We start from the raw sequence: 24,641 nt of genomic DNA, 5'->3' as shown, positions 1-24,641 counted from the left end.
TGTTGTTAGGTTACAGGCTTTTCAAGTAAAAACTCTTCTTTGATACTAACATCATCAAGAGCTACTTCGATACTAAAGCGATTGCCATAAGTTGATTTAAATCGCTTTAATTGGATATAATGGTCATGGCTTCTAGATTGCACGGATTGAAGCTTTTTACCCGATTGTGATAGCAAAATTAGTTTTAAATTGCTTGGCAAGTAGATATCCTCGCTTGTTGGATGTAATTGCGCGCGAATACTCACTTTCTCATCATCCTCCGGTGTCAAAGCAATTAATAAAACTACACCCTTCCCTTCGACTTGCATTCCTAAATCTATTACTTTTGCTCCCGCAACACGAATCTCATTAAATCCAGAATTATTTCTAAAGCTTATAGCAAATGGCGCCTCATCTAAATCTAATAACGTTTCCACAGATTGCCAAGCATTATGGAAAATATTTTCAAACCATTGACTCAAATGATTTATATTTAAAGTATCATTTGAAACATGAACTTTGGCTAATTGTAATTTTTCTTGTGGACATATTCTCTGCTGATAAAGCCTTTGCCTATTTTCCTTAGACGCAATAATTGGCACCCACTCTGAAAATGGTACATTTAAACGAGGTGAATACGTCGTTGGTGTACTTAAATTTGCTAACACCTCTTCGGTTCGCGCGGGAGATAAAGTCAAATTGGATACAGTAAATAAAGAATTTAGCTTTAATGTTTGATTTTCAAGATTTAAATCAGGATTTAAACATGATACCCACATCACATTCAAGTCGGTAATTAAATCATCTCCATCCAGAACATAAGTTCTATCCATTGGTTCATATCTAGCTTGCTGTTTAATTTGTTCATAGCTAGCATAACCCCAAACTCTCAACCAGTTCTCCGCTAAGTTTATCTGTACCGCTAGATAATAATTAGCTGCCATGTTCAGAATATCAACCAATTCTTGCTGAATTTTAAACTGTTGAACACAAGATTTTTCACAAACAATTAGATATAATCGTTTACGACCAAAACTTAACCCTGTACCATTTAAAATTTCCCAGTAAGAAGGTAATTCACTCTTGGGACAAAAAAGCTGAAGACTTTCATGCAAATCCTTATCTTCTTTTAACCAAGATTCCAAAGCATCTAAACATAGATTATGAAGATAAGCGTTCCTTTGTGCAATCGCGTTAGAATAGGACTGAGAACAGGTAAGCTCCCATGCTTGCTGTTTTTTTTCGGGTGACAGTTCTACCCATATTTGTTCCGAATAAATTGTTGCTAATTTATCTAAATTTAACGTCATTTGACTTAATCCTTAATTCTTCAATAAATTATAACTAAATATATAAACACTTGTCTATAAATTCAGTTAGCTTCTTTTTTACAAATCCAAGAGAATTTGTTTTGAGATGCATCTTTTTTTCTAGATCATTTTGAAAAGCAATCTGTAATGATTCTCCTTCACTAAAACATAAGTTTGATATTTCTGAGTCATTTTTACTCGCACCGATTAAAACTCCTTGTTTGTAATTCAATTCATTTCTGATTTTTTCTAGTAAACTAAGCAATTTTTTTTGACAATATAATTGTAAACAATGTATTAATGATTCTTGAATTAATTCCATATTTTTGTCATCAGTAATTAAATTTTCCGGATTGGTATAATTCCATTCATTAATAAAGTTTTTCAATAAAAGCTTACTTGTTTTACCCAATTGACGAGCAATCTGATACTGTTTTTGAAATTCCGGATATTTATCCTTTAATACCATTGCTATTTCTGTCTGGGTTAAATTTAACCCCAACCAAAGCTTAAACATTATTTGACTAACTTCAGAAAACTCTGTAAATAATTTAGAAGTAAGTACGTATATATCATTTCTTTCCTCTTGCTCTATTACTACATCTAAAGGATTTGCTCTAAAGTCTACAATGTTTTCGTCTCTATCTTCTAAAGGCAAAAAACGTTTAGTTCGGTATTCACGAGCTAGTCGAATACAAGTTAAGAGCATTTCTTGAATTTGTTCTGACGTTGCTATTTGTGTATTTAAATTCAATTGATTACATCGCTGATTATAATATAATGCAATATCTTCTAGCTGTTTCTGATTGGGTTTTCCTAAACTACGACCCGATAAACCATCAGATGGGTGATAAATTTCATCAAAGCATTGACAAACTAAGCAATATAAGTTAACTTGTTCTTGATTAATACCTGCTGACAATAAACATTCTTTTAACTCTTTATTACTTAAATCCTTGAGAAGAGCGTAATCAGAGAACTTAATTCTTTTAGCTTCAACGTCTTGTTGATAAATTTGGTTTTTTACGGCACGAATTATTGCTGTTCTTGCATAAGCTTCTATATTAGTGTGAGAATATTCAAAATTAAAACTTTTTAAAATTTTGGTTGGTGGATTTGCAGCAGTGTTACCAATTTGAAAATAGTCTTCAAGTGAGTATTTATGTCTCAAAAATATAAACTTGCGGTATAATGTTTGAGCAGTCCAAAGACAAGCTTCTTGTAAATAAGCTGCTAAATGTTTTCCAGCCATTGCAGAAGATAATGTTGCTTCTTGTATTTGTGTATTCTGAATGGGGGTTATTTCTTTAGCAACTTTTAAGAAATAGCGTGCCCAAAAATCTGCTTGAGCTTCTAAATTCGATTCAACTATAAATTTCATTCTTCGCTCAAGTCTTGGTTCAGCGTGCCAAAGTAAATGCTTGTGACGATTTTTATCCTCAAAGCTAAGAAAAGTTGAAAATTTTTGAATTATATCTTCACGTTTCTTCATGAACTTTCATCCCTTGTCGCTACTGTATAGAAGTCAGAACCAGCAAAGCTCCTTTTGTAGACTCCTATCTAGTTATGGGCGCCATGACTTGTCAATTATGCAATGAGCGGTAGGGTGTGTGACGCAACGAAAAAACTTCAACGTAGAAATAAGACTTGTAGCGTCACGCACCGACTGGTGGTTATTTCATTTTACTGGGGCTATAATTTACATCCATCAGTAAGAGCGTCCAAACATGTGTTCTCTGTGTCTCAATAGTGATAATATTTACCACAAAGGCACAGAGAACGCAAAGAGGAAAGCTTGACAGTATTTTACAAGGCGCCTAAAAAAAATATGAATATCCCAGATAGTGCTGACATAGTTACTGAGCATAGAGAAATTGTCAAACAAGTTATTCTCTACCATGCCAGTTTAATACCGAGAAGCAAAACCATAGAGGTCGAAACAAAATTTGATGACTCTAATAACCAGTACGCACTTGTACAAACTGGCTGGAAGAAGGGACGAGAAATAAACAAGATTTTAATTCTAGTTTATCTAACAGGTAAGGGCGTTGAGATTAGAGTCGATAAAACGAGGAAGAAAATTGCTAAAGATTTAATTAGACAAGGTGTAAACAAAGATTATATTGCTTTACCAAGAAGGTTTTTGAATAATTCCGTTCTGAACCCAGTTAATCCATCAATACCAGGCGCCGATTATGCTTTTTCCAGTAAATCGGGTAGAATAGCTATATATATAGTATTTTTCTTGTTTCTTCTGATTACCGGAATTGTTTTATCTCTACTATTAAGATATAATTCTACGCTTGATAAGTTTAGCTTTTTTGGAGTTAGTATTGTTTTAGCGTTTGGTGCAATATTAAGTTTAATAACTTGGACGATTCTTGATAATCTTCCTAACCAATTAACTTTGCTTACAGAGTTTAATTATCAAGAAGCGACACGTTTATCAGACAGTCAAAAGAAAGTCAAGCCTTCTTGGGATATATTTACAGCATTACTTACAGCTTATTTTAACCGCAATCTTCAACAGGTAGATTGGATTTTTAGACTCAGCCTCATTACGATGCTTTGTGGGTTTGGGTTGGTGGCAGTAACTATTGCACTTGTATATCAAAAGCCTAGTTTAACTTTAATTCTAGTTGGCAGTATCAGCGGCGGCATTACACAATCTATTAGCGTTATCTTTCTATTTATATACAGGTCAAGCATTATTCAAGCTAATAGACATGTTCAAACGCTGAGTATAACTAATTATATTGGCATGGCGATGCGATTATTGGACGAAATTAATGTTCAAGATTCGGAGTCTTTAAGTAAATTAACAGAAATCAAGCTTGAAATCGCTAAGTTACTTATCGTAAATGCTCAGGAGATGCAAAAAGCTAATGAGACGCAGCTTAGAAGACGACGTAGGCGCCGGGTTATTTAACCAGTGAGTTTTGAAGCACTGACATTTAAGCACTGATATTTAAGCACTAAAGTGCTTACTACAAATTATTAAAAATTTTTCATAAACCTTTCATAGACATTTCATACATTTTGTTAAAAATTGTATCGGGATAGTAAGGGTTAACTGTGTAGAGGAAGGAGGGATGCACTATGAGTCCGAAAGAGTTTGAGATTGTTACAGATACACAAGCTACTTTTGAGGATGAGCATATCAGTGATGATTATACTCCAACTCGAAAACCTTGGCTTGGAGTTTTACTGGCAGGACTGGTTATCGGTGCCGGCGTTATTGGTTGGCGAGTATTAACACCACGGTATATTTACGCGATGTTGCTCAAATACAGATGGGTCGTAAACCTCAAGATAGTGCGTTGTTATTTAATGATAATCCCACTGTAGCTATTGGTATTATTCGCCGTATTGGCGCCAATGTTGCAGAAGTTGCTAAAGGTGTACGTGCGGCAATTAAAGAATTAGAAGCTCAATTTGACCGCGCGGGTGTACCCCTTACTCTCGGCTCTTGCGTACTTAGCGTGCTAAAAAAGTTGAAAAATAAGCTTAAAACTTTTATAAGGCTTATATTACAGCCATTATTAACTACAAGGAAGGTATCCTGGTTAGAAATTTGGGTTATAAGCACCTGTAAGCCTTGATTTTAAAGGAAAGTTATCGACTGTAATTAAAAATTAGCACGCTAAGAACGAAAGAACCGGTTCGCTTGCTTTATCTGACAAAACAGTTCCGCACCCTACATTTATGCCACGAATAAAGGGTGTGGTCTGGCGATGCCGTAACCCTGTACGTAGTCAACTCCTATTGCTTTGAGTGTTTCTAATATCTCCTGATTTTCTACATATTCGGCAATCGTTTTTATACCCATTAAATGACCAATTTTATTGATAGCTTCTACCATTGCCATGTCTATTTTTTCTTTGACGATGTTTTTAATAAAACTTCCGTCTATTTTGAGATAATCTACTGGCATGTTTTTCAAATAACCCCATGATGACATACCACTACCAAAGTCATCTAACGCAAACCTACACCCTAACTCTTTCAACGCGCGGATAAAGTTTGCAGCTTTGAGTAAGTTGGAAATTGCTAGGGTTTCGGTTATTTCAAAGCAAATTATTTGTGGAGGAATTTGATATAACTGCAATTGCTCTCGTACAAACTCCATAAAGCTATCATCGTTAATACTGGCGCCGGAAAGATTGATATTATACATAATGCAGCGATTACAATCATGATGATGACAATAACTAAATATTTCTCTTCTGTGAACTGCAAGATTTGCGAAAAGTGTACTAATAACCCAACGGTCGATAGCAGGCATTAAATTATAACGTTCTGCCGCAGGAATGAATACCATCGGTAAAACTTCCTTACCCGTTTCGTCAATTAGCCTTAACAAAACTTCATAATATTCATGATTATATTTGCAATCAAATTTTTCAGGAGAGGTGGAAACAATCGGTTGATAATATAGAGAGAAACTATTTTTTTCTAAAGCTTGGGAAATTTGTGTTGCCCATTGCATCTCATTTTTGGCTTGGATGAACTCACTATCGTCAGCTTGATATATATGCACCCGGTTACGTCCTTTATTTTTAGCGACATAACAAGCAGCATCAGCAGCACTCAATAAATTACTCATGGTCAAACCATCCGCTTTAACTGCAACTAACCCAATGCTGACACCAATACTAAAGCTTTTATCTTGCCAAACAAACCGAAAATCTTTCAAACACTTTAATATTGTTTTCGCAATTCGTAATGCTGAGTCTATAGGACAACCTTCTAACAGTATACCAAACTCATCTCCACCTAAACGTGCTAAAGTATCTGAACTGCGAATAGATTCTTTAAATAATGCAGTCACTTGACGTAATAATTCGTCACCAGCGATGTGTCCACACGTATCATTAACAACTTTAAATCGGTCTAAGTCTAAAAAAAGTAAAGCATGTTGTTGTTCTGTTTTTATACTTGATAAACTATCGGACAGACGACGCTCAAATTCGCTTCTATTCAGTAGTTGTGTCAAAGTGTCGTGAGTTGCTTGCCAGGATAACTGCCTTGCCATACTGCGTTTATTACTAACATCTTGAAATACGATAACGGCGCCGATAGTTTGACCGTTAAGAGCGTGAATAGGTGCGATAGAATAATCAATACTAACTTTGTTACCATTACGAGTAATTAAAGTATACTCTTTGCTAATACCAGAATTATAGTCAAAAGGCAATAGTTTTTCTAATGGTTTTTTAACTTTCTCCTGAGTAAGTTCATTAACAACTTTAAAAACTCTTGCAATTGCTTTTCCTTGCGCTTTTTCAAAACTCCAACCAGTTATTTTTTCTGCAACTGGGTTTAGATATTTTACTTTTCCATGCACATCAGTTGTAATCACAGCATCAGCAATAGATTTCAACGTTACCTGTGCTAACTCTTTTTCTTCAAATAACTGTTGTTCAAGAAGCTGTCTTTCAGTAATATCGACTGCAACACCTCCAACTAACTGTTCTCCTTTACTATCTCTGAAAGGAAACTTGAAAACCAACCATTGACAATGATACCTGTCTGGTGTTGGAACAGATTCAATTACCTGCACAGCATTACCCGTAGAAAAAACATAAGAATCATTTTTGTAAACCTCACTTGCTACTGGTTCTGGCAACCAATCAAAATCACTTTTTAAATACAAATCAGCAAATTTAATATTAAACTTTTGCTCGAACGTTTCATTTATATAAATAAATCGTCCTAAACAGTCCTTCATAAAAGCAACAGTAGGACTGTTATTCATAAATGTTTTAAACCGTTCCTCACTTTCGCGTAGAGCAGCTAACGCAATTTGCTTTTCTGTACTATCTTGACCCGTATAAATAAAATAATACAAATCTTTTGAATCTGTTTCTATAACAGAACTAGAACACGAAAGAATTATTTTATTCCCCGTTTTGGACTCACAAATAACCGAATCATTCTTCAATAACTTTTTTGAAGCTCTCTTTTGTAACTCATGAGTTTTTAATACAAAAGTATCATCTTTGAGTAGCTTAGAAATTGGTTCATTTATCAATTCATCTTGACTATATTCAAATAAATCAAGAGCAGCTTGATTAACTGTGATTATGCATCCTAGTAAATTAGTAACAATTAATACGTCTTGGATTGATGTCAGAACTTGATTATGATAGTTCTGATAAGTATATAAAGAAGTTAGCAAGATATTTTTTTCATTGTTTTGCTCAATTATTCTTTGCTCTAAAATAGTTTTTTCATTCGTATTCTTAAGTAAAAAAACTAACAAATTATTATGCGATGTAATATATAAGTCAATATGCAAAGATTTAGATTTTTTAGTTCTAATAATTTTCTTCAACTCTAAGCCTTCGCTTTGCCCAAGTAAAATATCAGTGAGACGACTTTCTTCTCCTATCAACTCTGGAAAAGCAATACGAATATCTTTGCCTTGCGCTAGATGATTTGGAGTGTCAGCGAAACATTGCCAACTCGAATAAATTTCTTTTGTTAATAATTCCTCAGTCACTAACAAATATTCTACGTAGCTCGGTACTAAAAGCTTTTCTGTAACTGTGTCCATAGTTAATTTGTACGAAATTATCTAGTGAAGGTGTTTATGAATCAAGTTATAAACAGCTAAAAATTGTAATATTTAGCTATTATTTTAAATATCAACTCCTCAAGACAGCAATAATATTATTTCATCGGTTTGTCATATCGATGACATTTTTTATATTTTATTTATAAACAGCTTCAAAAAGAAGAAAGTCATAACAGTCAGGTTTGAAGTTAATTTTATAAAATACTTTTTGCTTTAATCAATAAAATAAAGATTTTGTATAGAAATCCTGACAAACTAAGATTTTGTATTAACCAAGATTTTATCTCCACAAATATTTGCGTAACATATCAAAGTTTTTTCTAAATCTCTGTCAGTAAAAATACTTAAGTTTACAATATTTAACAGCACGCTAGTTAGTATTTATACGGATTATAACTATAGCATCTAGTACTTACAAGCATTTCAAGGTAACCTTTCAGAGGCACCGCTGATTAATTTGTGTAACAAAAAACCATAGTAGGTGCGATGACTCACTTTGCATACTTACAAAACCTACTCAACTTACCAAGCTAAACTTTATATTTTAAGCTTGCAACAATTGTAAGGATTCAGGCATTTGCTCCCGGCGCTAAGGTATTATTACAAGTGTTTGAGAAAAGCGCTTGAACTTTGTAAATGCGCTTAAATAGAAGTGGAAATCGGATAAAATCATAGAACTCAAGTATTTGGGGGAATTATCGTGACTATTTGGGTAAACGAACAAATCGATGCATCCGGTATGATTCATGCGTGTATCGCAACCTGTAGTGAGTCTCATGCCAAAGATTGCCACGAGTCTTTTCGGAAAAACTTGACCGAAGTCCAAAAAGCGTGGGGTTGGGAGGCAAGACTACGCAAGGTTACGTCTTGGGATGAAGTACCTGTAAATGCTTTGACGCTTAATTAATGGTTGTATTATAAGGAAGACGCGATATCAAAGACGCGATGTATCGCGTCTCTACATTTTTTGGTTAGAACAACATATCATGTTCTGAGTCCCAACATTTTCCATTACGCCAATCTTTTCCTCGATGTGTACAGTCTGACTTGGTAGTTATCCAAGGAAGCGAGGTCGGATAACTCTTTACGGTTGCAGATGACACATTGTTTTTCGCGTAAGTCATTCCATTACCAAAAAACTGGATGCCTAAATAGCCTGCCACTACTAGTTTTGCTACAATCAAGGCACCAATTACTTTGTTTGTATTGTTATTTGAACGATATTGCATTTTCAAACCAAGTTGTCCTGATGATTTAATAAAAACGTTTTTTATGGGCAACGTCTGCTAACTGCTAACATTGCACCACGGCGCCAGAATCCTTTTCAAGATTCGAGCGAGGTATAAAACACCGTTAATAAAAGAATTAAAAGTTGTAATTTTTGATAGTTCAATTATGGCTGACTAAATCAGCAAGTGTGCAGAGTCTTACTTAAGGTAGATATAAACTTTGTACCAATTTATCGTAAATGTACACAAACAGAATCAAATCACTACTCCCTTCTCTGTGTCTTAGAAGTCTCTGTGGTAAAAATCTTTACTCCCAAAACATCAACACAGAGATAAATGCAAAAATACGCTCAATTTAAATTGGATGGGAGTCAAAATTCGATTTTCTCGTACAATCTAGCAAATTATTAAGAAAAGCTAAAAGGGATGTTAAAAAAAATATAAAAATTTTACAATTCAGCATATAAACTTTGAATTTGCAAAAAAAACATGTTTTTTCTTAAAAATTAAGAGTTATTATCGGTACGAAAGACCAATTCAAACTTCATAGTGTAAAAAACAGTATTAAATCCGTGGATTATTTCACAGTTAGGACTTCGGATGAAAGCTATCCCATCCACTTGGTTGGCAAAACGGGACAAGCTATTCAAATTTCGATTCATTCTCCAAGTCAATATATCTGTACCAACCGCGAGCGGATATTTCCAGACTGGAGGAACAGGTCAATGTGGGTTGCTGTTGTACTAGCACAAGCGCGCTACGAATTATTAGAAAATAATTCTGTGGTTGACGCTGAAAAACAGATTTTGCGCGAGCAGTTTATTCGGTACGGGTTTGATGTTGCGTTCAACTTACGTGACCAAGGGTATTTAACAGATTTAATAGACCCACGCACTGGTTATCCTTTGTTGTCCCGTCCCGGAGAGTTTCCCCATGATGATACTGCTGTCGTCAAAGCGTTACTCGGATACCCAATTATTAAAAATAAGTGTCGTGTTGTTCTTCATCCTAGTTGGGGAACCGCTGTTTATCCCGGTATCCTGATTTCTGAGGCGCCTCCAGTTATGATTGAGTGGATGTTGAGAACTGTCGCTAAATTACATAGTTGGGAGGATATCGTCCAACCAATTACTAATAGTTAACTAGTTAGTTCAATAATATTACATTAAATCTGCTGGGTCTGCAGAACGTAGTTTTTGCATGGCGATAATACCAGAAACGAAGCACATAATTAATGTCAGCACAAAGACGCTGGCGCCACGTTCAAGTGTCATAAATACGGGTAACTTTGTCGTATTTGTTGCAAGTTCATAAAATCCTAAAGCGACTACAAACCCAGGTATATAACCCAAAACAGCTAAAATGAAAGCCTCTTGCCCGAGAACTGACAATAAGTACTTATTTGTATAACCAATTGCTTTGAGCATTGCATACTCAGCTAAATGCGCCGAGATATCTGAGTATAGTATTTGATAGACAATAACGCAACCCACAATAAAAGAAACAACAACACCTGCTCCAAACATAAAACCAATGGGGGTTGTTTTTCCCCAATAGTTCCTCTCCATATTGATATACTCTTGATGTGTCAGTATCAAAACGTCGTCCGGCAAGCCCAATCGTAAGTTATTTTTAACCTGTTGAACATTGGCGCCACTCTTTAATTTAATTAAACCTGTAGCAATTTGGTTCGGTTCGTGATTCTTAAACAGTTGTAGGAAAGTAAAATCACTGACAATCACATTTCCATAGGTAGCAAATGATTTACCCAGTTCAAAATAACCCCCAATACGCACTTTGGTTTGATTTACCTCAGTTTCCGGTAAAGACTGACTGTAAAATAACGATGCAATATAACTGTTTTTCGGTAAAGCAACACTATCAAATAATACCTGATTCTGTATTTGGAGTTGATTGAGACGACTATTAATTTGGGGAGATTTAAAAATCTGGTTTGCTGGGTTAGTGCCAATAATCAAAATCGTTTGCAAACCTTGAGTTTCTGGATTATTCCACTTACCCAAACCAATATACACTGGACTAACCGTCTCAATTCCCCCAAATCCGCGCGCTTGAAATAAACGCTCAATAGGAAAATCCTTAATTGAGTAAATAGTTTCAAAATTGCGACTAACTATAACTAAGTCACCACGAAGAAGTTTATGGGGAGCTACTGCACTATCAAACAACGCTCCTTCAAACCCCATTTGAGCGAACATTAGTATATTTGCAAACGTGATACCAGCAACTGCAACCGCTAAACGTGTCTTTTCCTTAATTAACTGTTGCCAAGCTAACGGAATCTTAAACAAAATTTTACCTATCATCTACGCAATTATCCGTACATTGATTATTGCTTCTGACGGCGCCTTGACTTGATATCAAGAGGTTTGAGAATTTGGTTAAGGTCTCGCAGTTGGTCTGCGGTTCCCATGCAGATGAGTAAGTCCCCTGGCAGTAATAGCGTATCTCCCGTCGGTCCACCGATCACAGAACCATCGTCACGTTGAATAGCTAATACTAATGCACCAGTTTGCGCGCGTAAGCAAGCTTTCTGCAATGTTAACCCAACAACGGGGCAAACAGCTGGGTCAATCAAAAGTTGTTCTATATAGAGTTGACGGCCAGCACCGGTGAGTATACCTTCAACGAAGTCCATAACTTGGGGTCGTAGTGCAGCAGCTGCCATGCGCTTGCCACCTGTAATATAAGGAGAGACTACTACATCGGCACCACCACGCTGCAACTTTTGCACAGCTTCTTCCGTACTAGCGCGCGCGATAGCACGAATAGCAGGATTTAAAGTTTTGGCAGAAAGAACAGTATAAAGATTTTCAGCATCAGATGGAAGTGCCGCGACAATACAAACCGCTTTTTCGATGCCCACTTGTAATAAAGTTTCATCTAGGGTCGCATCACCTTGATATGCCGTATACCCCTCTTGTTGAGCATACCGCATCGATTCAACCTCCGAATCCACAACAATGAACGCTACGTCTTCTGCTTGGAATTCTTTAGCAATTTGACGACCCGTTCGACTAAACCCACAAATGATATAATGCCCTGATAACAAATTCATTAGCCGTCGCCGTTGTCTAAGTCGGATACCTTCTTGAAAATAACCTTCGATTACAGCTTCTGTAAATCGATTGACTATGTAACCAATAGTAATTACCCCCATTAAGATTAGCGCAATCGTAAATAATCTACCTCTATTACCGAGAGGGTGTATTTCACCAAAACCAACGGTAGCTAAGGTAATTACAGTCATATACGCTGCATCTTGCCAAGACCAACGTTCAATTACGGTGTACCAAAAAGTACCAGTAAGGAAAACACCAATAAGCGCAAGCGTTCCAACCATCAACTCCCTTTGGATGCGCTCATATTTTTGCTCAAACGTTGAGTACACAGTTCTTTTTTTCACAACCGTCACTCGCAATACAATATTTAAATAAACTAATTAAACTAGGAATTAGTACTGAGAAAAATAGCCATAGAATAAAGACTTGGCTGTAGAATAGGTATTTGTAGGAGGTGCCGCAAGTCGTGAGCATTGAGCTAGCAACATTACAATCAACATCGGGAACATCAACGTCAAACGAATTTGACAATAATGGCTTTGATAAAGCTGTGATGTCAACTTATGGACGGTATGCAATAGCTTTAGAACGGGGTGCAGGGTGTCGTGTTTGGGATACACAAGGACGCGAATACTTAGATTTTGTCGCAGGAATTGCTACTTGTACACTAGGACACGCTCATCCAGCAATGGTTGAAGCTGTTACACGTCAAATTCAGAAGCTACATCACGTTTCTAATTTGTACTATATTCCTGAACAGGGAGATTTAGCCACATGGCTAGTTAACCACTCAAGTCTTGACCGAGTTTTCTTTTGCAACTCTGGCGCCGAAGCAAACGAAGCTGCGATTAAACTAACACGTAAATACGCGCATACAGTATTAAAAATAGAACGCCCAATCATTCTAACAGCACATTCAAGTTTTCACGGTCGAACTTTAGCGACAATCACAGCAACAGCGCAACCAAAATATCAAAAGCATTTTGATCCCCTAGTTCCTGGATTTAGTCATGTGCCATATAATGACTTTGGTGCGGTTGAAGCGGCAATAGGTGAACTTGATGAGGGAGACTACGGAGTTGCGGCAATATTAATCGAACCATTACAGGGAGAAGGAGGGGTACGTCCAGGGGATATTTCCTACTTCCGCAAACTGCGTCAAATTTGTAACGAAACTGGGGTACTATTAATTTTTGACGAAGTGCAAGTAGGGATGGGGCGCAGTGGTAAACTATGGGGTTATGAAAATCTTGGTATTGAACCAGACATTTTAACTAGTGCCAAAGGTTTAGGTGGTGGTATTCCCATAGGCGCCATGTTAGCGAAAAAATTCTGTGACGTATTCCAACCTGGAGAACACGCTTCGACATTTGGAGGCAACCCCTTCGCATGTGGAGTTGCGCTAGCAGTATGCGAAACAATAGAGAAACAAAACATACTAGCAAATGTACAAGCAAGAGGTGAGCAATTACGTGCGGGATTAAATCAAATAGCCGCTAAATACCCGCACCTTATCAGTGATATCCGAGGCTGGGGATTAATTAATGGTATGGAATTAAACAGTGATATCGAGTTAACTTCCAGCGATGTAGTCAACGCTGCTATTAAGGAAGGACTATTACTGGTTCCCGCAGGACCAAAAGTAATTCGTTTTGTACCACCATTAATTGTCACCGAAGCCGAAATTGACTTAGCATTGCAAGCACTCGAACGCGCGTTTATACAAGTTAATAACTAAAAACGCATAACTTAATCTTCTTTCCTTTGTGCCCTTTGTGCCCTTTGTGGTTTATTTCTTTAACGAACCACAAAGACACAAAAAACACAAAGAACACAAAGAACAAGAGATTTTTGTTATTTAGTTATCAACAGGGTGCTGTCCGTAAAAAGGTAGAGCGGACGACCAATTAGGGCGCCGACCCAGTTGCCAATCAAAATAAGCAAGCTGTAAAATACCCGTTACAGTAGCAGCTAACCCAGATTTAGCATCAACTAACTTATAGTCATCCAAACTAGCCAACTTTTCATTCCAAGCTTCAGGAGTGTAAACAGCATCCGGAACTAATACATTTAACCCCACAGTCGGCGCCATTTGAAAAACTGCTCCAAATAATTGTCCTCGCTGTGCTGGCATTTGCACCGCAATAATTTCTCCTGAACCCTCAGACAACGCCACTGCTGCTAAATTAGAAACAGCAAACACAGGTATATCTAATTGTTGACCTAAAGTGCGTGCGGCAACCATACCAATACGTGTACCAGTAAAACCACCTGGACCTCTTGCCACAGCAATAAAAGCAATATCCTTCCAAGTTTGTGGTTTAATAAACTTGATTAAATACTCGTGTAAAAGATTTGATAACTCACGCTCCAAATTCCAAACCTCAGAACGTGTATCAACAAAATTACTTATCGCCAAACCTAACTCTGGTGTACTAGTATGTAGTGCTAAACCGTACCTATTCGCTTCCATCAATCTATGTACTCTGTGTCTGGAGTGGTAAAAATTAACGACTACTCCTTTACCAGCAGTAGCCGCATTCCACATCTACCATAAAACTATTAAATTTTACCGCATCAAGTAGGCACAAGTTCACCTGGACGCAGCTTCGACCACTTACCCTTTTCTTCCTTAAAGCTCAAACAGCCAACAACATCCCATTCCATTTCAATAATATCCCCGCGCGGACGGATGTTAACATTGATAGATGGTTCATTTGGGTCGAAATCTGGTGTTTCGGTTAAATGAGGCTGTTCGTGCTGCGTTTCTACTGCATGGTAGGTAAAACAGCGGTCTACATAGTGGCAGTTGACACAAACACACATAATAGAATCAACTCCGTAACTTTGTATTGTTAATCTAACTCAAGCCGCTGGGTAATTGACTAAACTTCTGACTGAATTTTATTAATTTTATTAAAATGTCTTTAGCTTTCTTATCTCCCGATAACTATCCTTTTGACTTAAACTTGTTGCCACGACCTATATATCTAGTCGGTGGCGCCGTGAGAGATGCGATACTAGGGAGAAAGCGCTCGTATTTAGACTTAGATTTTATATTGCCTTTGAATGCGGTTTCTTCAGCCAAGCAACTTGCAGCACATTATAAAGCAGGGTTTGTACTGCTCGACCCAGAAAGACAAATTGCACGAGTAGTATTTCCGAGTGCGACAGTAGATATTGCCCAGCAAGAAGGAAACAGCTTAGAAATAGATTTACTCAGACGCGATTTTACCATTAACGCTATCGCCTTCGACCCCTACACTCGGCAAATTATCGACCCACTACAGGGTTACGCTGATATTGAAGCGCGCGTTATACGAATGATTTCGCAAAAAAACCTCGAAGATGACCCCCTACGGTTAATGCGAGGATACCGTCAAGCAGCACAATTAAACTTTAATATTGAAACTCATACTCATAATACTATTCGTAAGCTGGCGCCTAATTTAAGTAAAGTTGCCGCAGAAAGAGTACGCACCGAACTCAGTTACATGCTGACATCCGAAGGAACACCTTGGATAATAAAAGCTATTGAAGATAAATTACTGGCGCCATTCTTCAAAAATACAACTACAGAAGGATGCGCGCGTTTATTAAAAATTGATGCCGCAGCGAATGAACTGTGCCAAACATGGCGCCAACTCATTTTGGAACTAAATAAAAACGTTCGTGATACAATAAAAACTACATGGCTAGATATTGCCAAGCTAGCCTGTATAGTAAGTCCAAAGCCAGAAATAGCCGAACTAGAACTGACTGAACTTACATACAGTCGTGCCGAAATAAGAGCTGTAGTTACTGCATTAAAACTTTACCCGCAGTTGAAAAAGCCACAGATGTCATTGCGTGAACAATATTTTTTGTTCAAAGAAGCCGAAACTGTATTGCCCACGACATGCATCATGGCGCTAGCTTGTGATAACTTGGTAGGGGAAATAGCACCCTTAATATCCCGCTACCTTAACCCTGATGATCCGGTTGCTCATCCCAAATCCTTATTAAATGGGAAGGAGTTAATCATAGCATTAAACCTACCAGCTTCGCCACTGGTAGGTGAATTGTTAACTGAAATTGCCGTAGCACAAATAGAAGGTATAATTTCTACCCCCCAACAAGCCATAGAATACGCACGACAATTACTTATTACCACAGAGAACGCACAGGGATTAAAACAAACGTTTCAAAATCTGCTCTAACTGGTTCACATCAACACAATAATCATTATTCCAGCCATGCACTTTATCATACTGACAATCACCACACCAATAATGGTACTGATGACCCATTGATTTTGCCAAATAATAGAAGTAAGGAATAACAAAAGGATAAGGAAACAATTCCAATACTTTAATACTTTCTGAAAACAATATATTAGTTAACCCGGCGCCATGAGTCGCAACGACAGCAAGAGCATCATAAAAAAGCTCTATCTGTTGAGTGAGGGGTATTGTTTCCAGGGTGTAGACCTCAAACCCGTATCTCGAAACAACCTGCATCACCTCAGCTTCATTGAGAATATGGCGCCTATTATAAGCTTGTTTACGAGAAATAAAAATTCGTTTATTCCTAACGCGCGGTCTTTGAGGTAAAAACTGGTTAAAAATTTGGTTCCTATATTGACTGGGAATGAAACCACTGAAATTATGATTTAAAAATTTTGATAATATTAACTTTTCTAAACGAAAGATTTGCGTGTTTCGAGACGCATAATTATGAACAGGACAAATTTGAATATTAGGTGAAAGGAATTTTGATAAGTAAAACTTTTCTATATCAAAAATTTTACGTGAATGCAAAAGTTTTATGTGATTATCATTATCATGAATAATATTATGTAAAGAAGTCAAATAAAAACGAGGCAGATTATCAACGACTGTATGATAATAATTATTTGTAATTTGATGCAAAATCACAGAATATCCAGAGATATCTTCAACGTTGGCAGTAAATAAATCATCAAGCTTAAAATCTTCAATTGGTTTAACAGTATTAAAAGAATCACGAATAATTTTTCTATCTGGAGTTAAAATAATCGAGTACTGAGGACAATAGAACACATTTGATAAAACAACAGTATAAGCAAGAGGTGTAGAATGAGTTTCTGCCTGTAGATATTTCGCTTCATCAGCAAAAACCATTTGCAAAGCTTCTGGAGTTGCAATAGTCTCTGGTAACACTACGTTATATTTACTGATTTTACTATCATAAGCTGTATCAATCGAAACGCTCTTAAGAATTAACCGCTTGAACTGCTTTTTAACTTGCCCTAGTAAATTCATTTGTATACCTGTGTTCGTGGCGCCAGTAATTTCAAATATTAACGTGCAGTGTTTGGAGATGTCTACTATCTTTAGGGGGGTTTAACGAACCACAAAGTACACTGCATTTCGCAAAGCAAAGAAGAGCATCCTCACTACGTGAAGTATCTAAAAAGCTTGGAAAGAAACAAAATTCTTGCTGCCGCATAATTTAAAAAGAAGGCAACACATTCATACCAACTGACTCTTTTAGATAATGCCCAAATCTGATTGACTGGGTCAACACTTGTATCTTTGCCATGCAAACTCAACTATAAGAGCAATGATTTCTGTGTATGTCACACCAGCTAAACGCCCCATAATTGGAAGGTCTGAGCGGATATGGTGTAGCCCTGGCAATGGGTTAATTTCCATAAACTGCAATATACCGCTAGCATTGCAGCGCAGATCGACGCGCGCGGCATCACGACAACCAAGGCTATAGTGTTATGGTGCGTGACGCTACAGGATTATTCGCTTCGTTGTCAAATGTTATAGCGTCACGCACCCTACATCCGTTCAATCCGTTACATCCGTTGCCAATTTTGTCACCGTTTATAAATATTAATTAAAGTGTTACTCCTTCTAATTGTTCATCTGTTAACTCATATAACTCTCTAAGTTTCTGCAATTTATCTTCGCTTGCATCCCAAAACCCCCTTCCATTAGCTTCCAACATTCTGCTGATGATATTACGGAATGCTTCGGGGTTTGCTTTACGTAGTTTCTCTGCCATTTCAGCGTCTAATGCGTAAGTATCGGTAGCTTGGTCATAAACCCAGTTATCGGTAAAATCAACAGTACCACCCCAACCTATTAATGCTGTCATGCGCTGAGATATTTCATAGGCGCCACCACTTCCTTGGTTTACCATAGCATCAGCCCATTTGGGGTTTAGTAACTTGGTGCGGTATTCCATTCTTAATAAGTCATCTAATTGTCGAGGTGTGGTATCTTTAGAAAAACTCTCCACAAAACTAGCAGTAACTTTCTTACCACGTTGCTTTTCTGCGGCTTTTTTCAAACCTCCTGTATTAGCATAATATTCTTGAATATCAGTTAAACCATATTCTACAGAATCTATTTCTTGAACTATTTGACTTGTAGTTTTGAGCAAAGTACTCAACACCTCTTTACGCGCTTGTCCTTTATCGTTTCTACCGTAACTAAAAGCATTACGACTTTGCCAAGTATTACCAAGTTCGTCTCCAGATTCCCAATTACCATCAACAACTTGGTCATTGACGAGCGAACCAAAATCACCTGCTGGGTTAGAAAATAATCTTGCCGAGACATTTTCTACACCTTGTGCTTTCAAAGCTAAAGCGTGTTTTCTAATATAATTCTTCTCTTCCGGCTCATCCACTTCTGCCGCGCGCGCAAACAAATCATCCAACAACTCAATAATATTAACAAAGCTATCACGAAAAATTCCTGATAAATTCGCCAAAACATCAATACGAGGGCGCCCAAGTTCCTCCAAAGACTTCAACTCATAACGAACAATGCGTCCCGTACCCTCTTTAACAGGTTCGGCGCCAACCAACTCCAACAAAATACCCAACGACTCACCCTTAGTTTTAATCGCATCCAACCCCCATAACATCACAGCAACAGTCTCTGGATACTCCCCATTTGCCTCCAAATGCTGCGCCAAAATCTTCCTAGTAATCTCCCTACCCCTCTCATAAGCAGCAGGAGAAGGCATTCGATAAGGGTCTAAAGCATGAATATTCCTCCCCGTAGGTAAAACCCCAGCACCATCACGTAACAAATCACCACCAGGCGCCGGCAGAATATACTCACCATTCAAACCCCGCAAAAGATTTGTCAACTCATCTGTTGTTTGCATCAACAACTCTCTAACTCTCCTCTCTTCTTCTTTGTGTTCTTTGTGCCTTTGTGGTTCATTCTCTCCAAAATAGGCCTCCAAATAACACTCCATCCTCTCCTCATCCGGCGCCTTACCCAAAACATGTAACCCCGAAGAAAACAACCTATTCTCTAAAACCTGCAAATACTCATACAACACCACCAAATAATCATCAAAAACACGCGCGCTAAACATATTCACATTCTCAGGACTAAAACTAATCCCCAACTTACGCGCTTCTTCAAAAGGACAATCACTATCCAACCCACTATCAACAATCTTCTTACAAATAGCTTCCTTCAAAACATAATTTTTCGTAGGCTCCTCACGATACTCAGCAATTAAATCTCGTAAAGCAACCAACTCCTTATACAACCCCGCGCGTCCATAAGGGGGAACATTGTGCGATATCAAAGTCCCATAACCGCGACGCTTCGCCAATATAGACTCTGAAGGATTATTCGCAGCATATATATATAAATTAGGCAAATCACCCAATAAAATATCCGACCAAGAATAACCAGTATTACCCAAAGGAGAACCAGGCAACCATTCCACAGTACCATGCATACCAAAATGAACTATAGCATCAGCCTGAAACTCATTTTGTAACCACTTATAATAAGCAGCATACTGCGGATGAGGTGTCAAATCACGTTCAAACATCAACCGCATCGGGTCTCCTTGAATACCCAAAGGAGGTTGTGTACCAATCCAAACATTACCTAAATTGACACCACCAATATGAAACTCATCACCATAAGTTTTAATACCACTATCCGTCAAAGACTTCCACTGCTTCTCAACGCGCGTAGTTTGTAAATAACCAAGCCACTTCTCCAAAGTCCTAGCATTAACCACTGTAGGATAGGCATCTTGCCTGTCCTGTTCTACATTAAATTCATCAGCATCTTTAACTTGCTTAATTAACTCTTCCCCATCTTCGGGAAATTCTCCCACATCATAACCTTGAGCCTTCAAAGCTTCTAAGAACTTAACCAAACTACGAGGCACATTTAACAAAGCTGCTGTACCAGTGGCGCCATAACCAGGAGGAAAGCCATATAGTATCACAGCTATTTTACGTTCCGAAGCAGGTTTTTGTCTCAAACTAACCCAACTTTTAACCCTGCCAATCAATCTATTAACACGTTCCGGTACTAAATATATATCTTCCCCGACTAAACCACCCAAAGGAACAGTATCAATGGCGCCATCCAATTCCGGCAAAGCGTATAAAACTACACTTTGCAACCCACCAATACCCTGACGAGTCCAAGAGTGAATATCTTGAATTAACAGAGGTGCTGCCACAAAATACGGAATATTTTTACTGCTAAGAATTCTTTTTGCTACTTCAATTTGTCTACCTGCTTCCATCGAACCGGCTGGACCACCAACAAGAGGAAAACCAATTGTGGAAACTATTGCATCAACTTTAACTGCTTCTTTAGACAAAGAAGGTGTTTCAATATTACCAGCAGAACGCTGAGTAGTTTCATGCTCGCTCGTCATCCAGTCACGAACAGCTACATGTCCTTCGACACCGTTAATAAATATAGGTAGTGGTATTAAACCAGCATTTTCAAATTTTTTAATTAATTGACTCACATAAGGTTGTTTGGTAATAACGTGTTTACGATATAGCAGAATTCCAATAACGGGCGATGTAGAGACGTGACATGTCGCGTCTTTACATTGATACCATTCTAAATATCCGCGCGGTGATTCAAAATATCCTTGGTAGTCGGGATGTAATAACCCCATATTCGGAGTTTCAACAGGTGGGGGTATTTCTCCAACTTTAACATTTAGGTATTTTTCGGCAAGCGTCCAAAATAGTGATGCAACATTATCGGCGCCGCCAGCATTCCAATATCCATATATAATAAGCCAGTTGCGGAGGTCTTGAACTTTTTGGACGGGGACATATTTGAGCAGTTTCGGGCCAATCTTCAAAAAGCTAATATAACCTGCGAGCTTATCCTCCTCACGTCCATTACTGAATTTATCGAGTATAAATTTTACTGGTTTGGGCATTCCCTTGGGCTTATCACCGATAGCAAAGGCGCCTACCTTAGTTAACGCCATCAGTTCCAAAGCTGACTCAAACACAAGCCGAATCGGAATTTGCTGTATTCTCTCACGTAACCAAATCACTTGGTCGTAGTCAAATAATAAACTGCCAAAAAACACATCGGCGCTCTTAAGTGCTGCTTCAACCTCAACTCGCTTACTACTTATATCCCTATCGCTATATACACACACATCTAACTCAGGACAACGTAAAGCAGCCATTTCTGCCGCTTTACGATATAAGTCAGCGTTGAACGATTCAAACCCAGCAATCAAAACGATGCGTTTCATGCCCAAAAGTAAAAATAAGTAAACAAAATATTTACTTTAATTTTAAACGAATTCTTAGGATGAAGAAGGGACTACTGTAGGGTGCGTGACGCTACGAAAAAATTTACTCCGTTGTTACAAGACTTGTAGCGTCACGCACTGACAAGAGCGTTGTAACAGTATCGTAAGTTCTAGAAGATTAGTTCGTCAATTAGGAACATCCCTAAATAAATCCAGTTATGTTATCATGACTAAATTGCTCATAGTCTATACTCTCGCGTTCAATTAACACCTAACGCTTGCACAAAGCTATTTGCATTTATTCTGATAGGTGAATAAGTTTAACTAATGAATTTTACACGTGAATTTTGAGTGGGATGAGCGAAAAAACGAACTCAACATTAATAAGCACGGTTTTGATTTTGCTGATGTTTATAGAGACGTTATGAACAATTCCTCAAGAACCGATTGGTCTAAAATTGACGCAATGAGTGACGATGATATTGACACATCAGATATTCCGCCTCTCACGGATGAGTTTTTCTCAAAAGCAAAGTTAAAAATGCCTTCATCATTGGCAACTGTTGCTATTCGTATTGATTCTGAAACTTTAGCATGGTTTCAATCAAAGGGTGAGGAAGCAGAACAACACATGGCTGCTGCATTAACAATTTATGCGGAAGCGCAAAAGAATGCTGGTAGTACACGTAAATAATAGTTAGTAGTATGTTGGGTTTTCCTTCGGAACACTACGTGAACGCAAAGCCTCCACCCAACAGAGAAGACAACCTCGCAGAAGAATTATCGAAAGAAACAATTGCTAATTTAGTCCCCATGAGTCAATTCCACTTCGCACGTGCTTTCAAGTCTTTGGTAGGAAAACCTCCACATCGTTATATTTTACAGCGAAGAATCGAGAGAGCAAAATTACTACTAACCGTAACGTAATATTCAGAAATTGCGTACCAAGTTGGATTTTCTAACCCAAGCCATTTTACTTCCCAATGCGCGCAAAATTGTTGGCGCCACACCAAAACACTTCCGCGAAAGCGTTTAAAATTAGGTATGGCGTATACATGCAGTTAATTGCTTGATGCAATTGCAGGTTCTCTTGCACCTTCTCTGGGAGCAGTAATAATTTCCATCGGATGCGCTGAACGCAAAACAGCGTCCAACAAACCAGGAAATAACACTTCCAAGTCATTACGTCGCAATGAGTTGATATGCTGCGTCCCCTCTTTGCGAGTCAGCACCACACCAGATTCACGTAAAATCTTGAAGTGGTTTGACATAGTTGACTTTGCGATTGCAAAATCAAAGCCAGCGCAGCACTGTTCTCCAGTCACTGCTAACTGCCTAACTATCTCTAATCGTACAGGGTCGCCCAAAGCATAAAGGACTCCTGCTAAGGTCATATCTTTTTGGTCTGGATGATATAGAAATCTCATACTTGCATTATCTAACAAAAAGGACTATATTTTATTTATTCGATAAAATCGAACTAAGGAAATACTATTTGGGAGGCGAGTATGTCATCCGTTACAAATGTGACAGAAGCCACATTTAAACAAGAGGTCTTAGAAAGCTCGATACCAGTGCTAGTCGATTTTTGGGCACCCTGGTGTGGCCCGTGTCGGATGGTGACTCCCGTGGTAGACGAGGTTGCTGCCGAGTACTCTGGACAGGTAAAAGTGGTGAAATTGAATACAGATCAAAATCCCACGGTTGCCAGCCATTACGGGATCCGCAGTATTCCTACACTAATGGTCTTCAAGGGGGGTCGGCAAGTAGATACGGTCGTAGGCGCAGTGCCAAAAACAACCTTGACTAAAACTTTATCACAGTATTTGTAACAAAGTGAAGAGTTAAGAGTTAAGTAGGGTGTGTGACGCTACAACAATTTCTAAACGAAGCTAGCATCTAATAGCGTCACGCACCTTATACACACCTTATACACACCTTACACGCATCTTACTTGATTTCATTTTTACCAGGAGATATAAGGTGCGTGACATTACAAGCATTGCGCTTCGTTTCGCGATAGTAAGTGGTGTCACGCACCCCACGAAACATCATGCCAAATTTATTTGACCCATACAAACTTAAAAGCATTACTTTACGTAACCGTATTGGTGTATCGCCGATGTGTCAATATAGTTCAGACGATGGAATGGCAACTGACTGGCACTTGGTACATCTCGGCGCCCGTGCAGTCGGTGGCGCCGGATTAATTATTGCAGAAGCGACGGCAGTTGAACCGCGCGGACGAATTACACCTTATGATGCGGGTATTTGGTCAGATGAACATGTCGAACCACTTTACCGCATTAACAAATTTATTAAAGAACACGGTGCAGTCCCAGGAATACAGCTAGCACATGCTGGACGTAAAGCTAGTGCCGTGCGTCCTTGGGAAGGTGATAATCATCTTCAAAATATTGAAGGAGGTTGGGAAACAATAGGTTCCAGTGCCATTGCTTTTGATCACGAACATCTTTGGAAAGTCCCACATGAAATGACGCGCGAAGATATTCAAACAGTTAAAGAAGCATTTCGCACGGGAGCTATACGTTCAAGGGAAGCGGGATATGAATGGTTAGAATTACACTTTGCCCACGGGTATTTAGTTCACAGTTTTTACTCACCCTTATCAAACAAACGTACTGACGAATATGGTGGTAGCTTTGAAAATCGAATTCGCTTGGCACTAGAAATTACCGAAACAGTTCGCGAAGTTTGGTCAGAAGATTTGCCATTAACAGTTAGATTATCTTGTTCCGACTGGGTAGAAGGAGGATGGACAATTGAGGATTCCGTACAGCTTTCAAGTAAATTAAAAGCAGCAGGTGTTGATTTAATTGATTGTAGCTCCGGCTTTACCCGGATTTCTCACAAAGTTTTAGGAAAGAGGGGTCAAAAACTGCCAAAATGTATATTGCAA

Annotated in this window: 21 protein-coding genes and 2 pseudogenes; 11 read left to right on the top strand and 12 right to left on the bottom strand. The window is 38.2% G+C overall.

All coding sequences use genetic code 11. The annotated features are described in order from the left end of the window. Window positions 1-5: 5 nt before the first annotated feature. Together AC2JBO_RS17470 and AC2JBO_RS17465 are read right to left on the bottom strand one after the other, a co-directional pair. A complete protein-coding gene (locus AC2JBO_RS17470) occupies window positions 6-1,289 on the bottom strand; it encodes a DUF1822 family protein (RefSeq protein WP_496954922.1) in 1,284 nt (427 codons plus the stop codon). A 34-nt stretch (window positions 1,290-1,323) separates the two neighbouring features. Next, window positions 1,324-2,781: a sigma-70 family RNA polymerase sigma factor gene (locus tag AC2JBO_RS17465; RefSeq protein WP_496954921.1), complete on the bottom strand. Its 1,458-nt coding sequence runs from the start codon at window positions 2,779-2,781 to the stop codon at window positions 1,324-1,326. 303 nt (window positions 2,782-3,084) lie between these two features. On the opposite strand from AC2JBO_RS17465, the gene AC2JBO_RS17460 reads away from it, so the two are divergent. The 3 genes and pseudogenes from AC2JBO_RS17460 to AC2JBO_RS17450 all read left to right on the top strand — a co-directional run. Continuing rightward, the gene (locus tag AC2JBO_RS17460) at window positions 3,085-4,218 is read left to right on the top strand and encodes an element excision factor XisI family protein (protein WP_496954920.1); all 1,134 of its coding nucleotides are present in this window, start codon (window positions 3,085-3,087) and stop codon (window positions 4,216-4,218) included. Window positions 4,219-4,388: 170 nt separating this feature from the next. Next, window positions 4,389-4,637: a hypothetical protein gene (locus AC2JBO_RS17455; RefSeq protein ID WP_496954939.1), complete on the top strand. Its 249-nt coding sequence runs from the start codon at window positions 4,389-4,391 to the stop codon at window positions 4,635-4,637. Next, window positions 4,550-4,732: pseudogene (locus AC2JBO_RS17450) on the top strand (efflux RND transporter permease subunit); the annotation flags it as partial. The gene AC2JBO_RS17455 and the pseudogene AC2JBO_RS17450, both read left to right, overlap by 88 nt. A 260-nt stretch (window positions 4,733-4,992) precedes the next feature. On the opposite strand, the gene AC2JBO_RS17445 reads toward AC2JBO_RS17450, so the two are convergent. Beyond that, window positions 4,993-7,848: a bifunctional diguanylate cyclase/phosphodiesterase gene (locus AC2JBO_RS17445; protein ID WP_496954919.1), complete on the bottom strand. Its 2,856-nt coding sequence runs from the start codon at window positions 7,846-7,848 to the stop codon at window positions 4,993-4,995. 721 nt (window positions 7,849-8,569) lie between these two features. Here AC2JBO_RS17445 and AC2JBO_RS17440 point away from each other — a divergent pair. Beyond that, on the top strand, window positions 8,570-8,776 hold the full coding sequence (locus AC2JBO_RS17440) for a glycogen debranching protein (RefSeq protein ID WP_496954918.1): 207 nt from the start codon (window positions 8,570-8,572) through the stop codon (window positions 8,774-8,776). A gap of 64 nt (window positions 8,777-8,840) precedes the next feature. On the opposite strand, the gene AC2JBO_RS17435 is transcribed toward AC2JBO_RS17440, so the two are convergent. Further along, complete coding sequence (locus tag AC2JBO_RS17435; RefSeq protein ID WP_496954917.1) at window positions 8,841-9,149, bottom strand: hypothetical protein; 309 nt, start codon at window positions 9,147-9,149, stop codon at window positions 8,841-8,843. A 521-nt stretch (window positions 9,150-9,670) separates the two neighbouring features. Between AC2JBO_RS17435 and AC2JBO_RS17430 the strand changes: the two genes are divergently transcribed. Further along, window positions 9,671-10,240 carry a methylmalonic aciduria and homocystinuria type D protein gene (locus AC2JBO_RS17430; protein ID WP_496954916.1) on the top strand — a complete coding sequence of 190 codons (570 nt, stop codon included), beginning with the start codon at window positions 9,671-9,673 and terminating at the stop codon, window positions 10,238-10,240. 18 nt (window positions 10,241-10,258) lie between these two features. On the opposite strand, the gene devC is transcribed toward AC2JBO_RS17430, so the two are convergent. Both devC and AC2JBO_RS17420 read right to left on the bottom strand, forming a co-directional pair. Further along, window positions 10,259-11,425: an ABC transporter permease DevC gene (gene devC, locus AC2JBO_RS17425; RefSeq protein ID WP_496954915.1), complete on the bottom strand. Its 1,167-nt coding sequence runs from the start codon at window positions 11,423-11,425 to the stop codon at window positions 10,259-10,261. A gap of 23 nt (window positions 11,426-11,448) precedes the next feature. Then, the gene (locus AC2JBO_RS17420; protein ID WP_496954937.1) at window positions 11,449-12,510 is read right to left on the bottom strand and encodes a potassium channel family protein; all 1,062 of its coding nucleotides are present in this window, start codon (window positions 12,508-12,510) and stop codon (window positions 11,449-11,451) included. 137 nt (window positions 12,511-12,647) lie between these two features. Between AC2JBO_RS17420 and AC2JBO_RS17415 the strand changes: the two genes are divergently transcribed. After that, entirely contained in the window at window positions 12,648-13,919 is a 1,272-nt protein-coding gene (locus AC2JBO_RS17415; RefSeq protein ID WP_496954914.1) for an aspartate aminotransferase family protein, read from the top strand. Window positions 13,920-14,039: 120 nt separating this feature from the next. Here the strand turns inward: AC2JBO_RS17415 and tsaB are convergent, their stop codons facing one another. Both tsaB and AC2JBO_RS17405 read right to left on the bottom strand, forming a co-directional pair. Next, on the bottom strand, window positions 14,040-14,654 hold the full coding sequence (gene tsaB, locus AC2JBO_RS17410) for a tRNA (adenosine(37)-N6)-threonylcarbamoyltransferase complex dimerization subunit type 1 TsaB (protein WP_496954913.1): 615 nt from the start codon (window positions 14,652-14,654) through the stop codon (window positions 14,040-14,042). Between the two features lie 104 nt (window positions 14,655-14,758). Next, window positions 14,759-15,007, bottom strand: coding sequence for a Ycf34 family protein (locus AC2JBO_RS17405; RefSeq protein WP_496954912.1), 249 nt, complete (start codon window positions 15,005-15,007; stop codon window positions 14,759-14,761). Window positions 15,008-15,102: 95 nt separating this feature from the next. Here AC2JBO_RS17405 and AC2JBO_RS17400 point away from each other — a divergent pair, with 95 nt between their 5' ends. Next, window positions 15,103-16,380, top strand: a complete 1,278-nt coding sequence (locus AC2JBO_RS17400) for a tRNA nucleotidyltransferase/poly(A) polymerase-related protein (protein ID WP_496954911.1) — start codon at window positions 15,103-15,105, stop codon at window positions 16,378-16,380. On the opposite strand, the gene AC2JBO_RS17395 is transcribed toward AC2JBO_RS17400, so the two are convergent. From AC2JBO_RS17395 to bchH, 3 genes and pseudogenes are all read right to left on the bottom strand, one after another. Beyond that, complete coding sequence (locus tag AC2JBO_RS17395) at window positions 16,351-17,463, bottom strand: glycosyltransferase family 61 protein (RefSeq protein WP_496954910.1); 1,113 nt, start codon at window positions 17,461-17,463, stop codon at window positions 16,351-16,353. The genes AC2JBO_RS17400 and AC2JBO_RS17395 overlap by 30 nt on opposite strands. A 258-nt stretch (window positions 17,464-17,721) precedes the next feature. Beyond that, window positions 17,722-17,910, bottom strand: a pseudogene (locus AC2JBO_RS17390) (D-alanine--D-alanine ligase family protein); the annotation flags it as partial. A gap of 139 nt (window positions 17,911-18,049) precedes the next feature. Next, a complete protein-coding gene (bchH, locus tag AC2JBO_RS17385; protein WP_496954909.1) occupies window positions 18,050-21,721 on the bottom strand; it encodes a magnesium chelatase subunit H in 3,672 nt (1,223 codons plus the stop codon). Between the two features lie 340 nt (window positions 21,722-22,061). On the opposite strand from bchH, the gene AC2JBO_RS17380 reads away from it, so the two are divergent. Both AC2JBO_RS17380 and AC2JBO_RS17375 read left to right on the top strand, forming a co-directional pair. Then, window positions 22,062-22,415, top strand: a complete 354-nt coding sequence (locus AC2JBO_RS17380) for a hypothetical protein (protein ID WP_496954908.1) — start codon at window positions 22,062-22,064, stop codon at window positions 22,413-22,415. Window positions 22,416-22,453: 38 nt separating this feature from the next. Next, a complete protein-coding gene (locus AC2JBO_RS17375; protein ID WP_496954907.1) occupies window positions 22,454-22,648 on the top strand; it encodes a helix-turn-helix domain-containing protein in 195 nt (64 codons plus the stop codon). Between the two features lie 134 nt (window positions 22,649-22,782). On the opposite strand, the gene AC2JBO_RS17370 is transcribed toward AC2JBO_RS17375, so the two are convergent. Next, entirely contained in the window at window positions 22,783-23,148 is a 366-nt protein-coding gene (locus tag AC2JBO_RS17370; RefSeq protein ID WP_496954906.1) for an ArsR/SmtB family transcription factor, read from the bottom strand. 81 nt (window positions 23,149-23,229) lie between these two features. Between AC2JBO_RS17370 and trxA the strand changes: the two genes are divergently transcribed. Together trxA and AC2JBO_RS17360 are read left to right on the top strand one after the other, a co-directional pair. After that, the gene (gene trxA, locus AC2JBO_RS17365; RefSeq protein ID WP_496954905.1) at window positions 23,230-23,553 is read left to right on the top strand and encodes a thioredoxin; all 324 of its coding nucleotides are present in this window, start codon (window positions 23,230-23,232) and stop codon (window positions 23,551-23,553) included. A gap of 221 nt (window positions 23,554-23,774) precedes the next feature. Next, window positions 23,775-24,641: NADH:flavin oxidoreductase/NADH oxidase (locus AC2JBO_RS17360; RefSeq protein WP_496954904.1), on the top strand; the 867-nt coding region annotated here is incomplete at its 3' end.

This window comes from Calothrix sp. CBUCES-K 9914, assembly GCF_059640475.1.
This window is presented reverse-complemented; position numbering and strand designations above follow the sequence as displayed.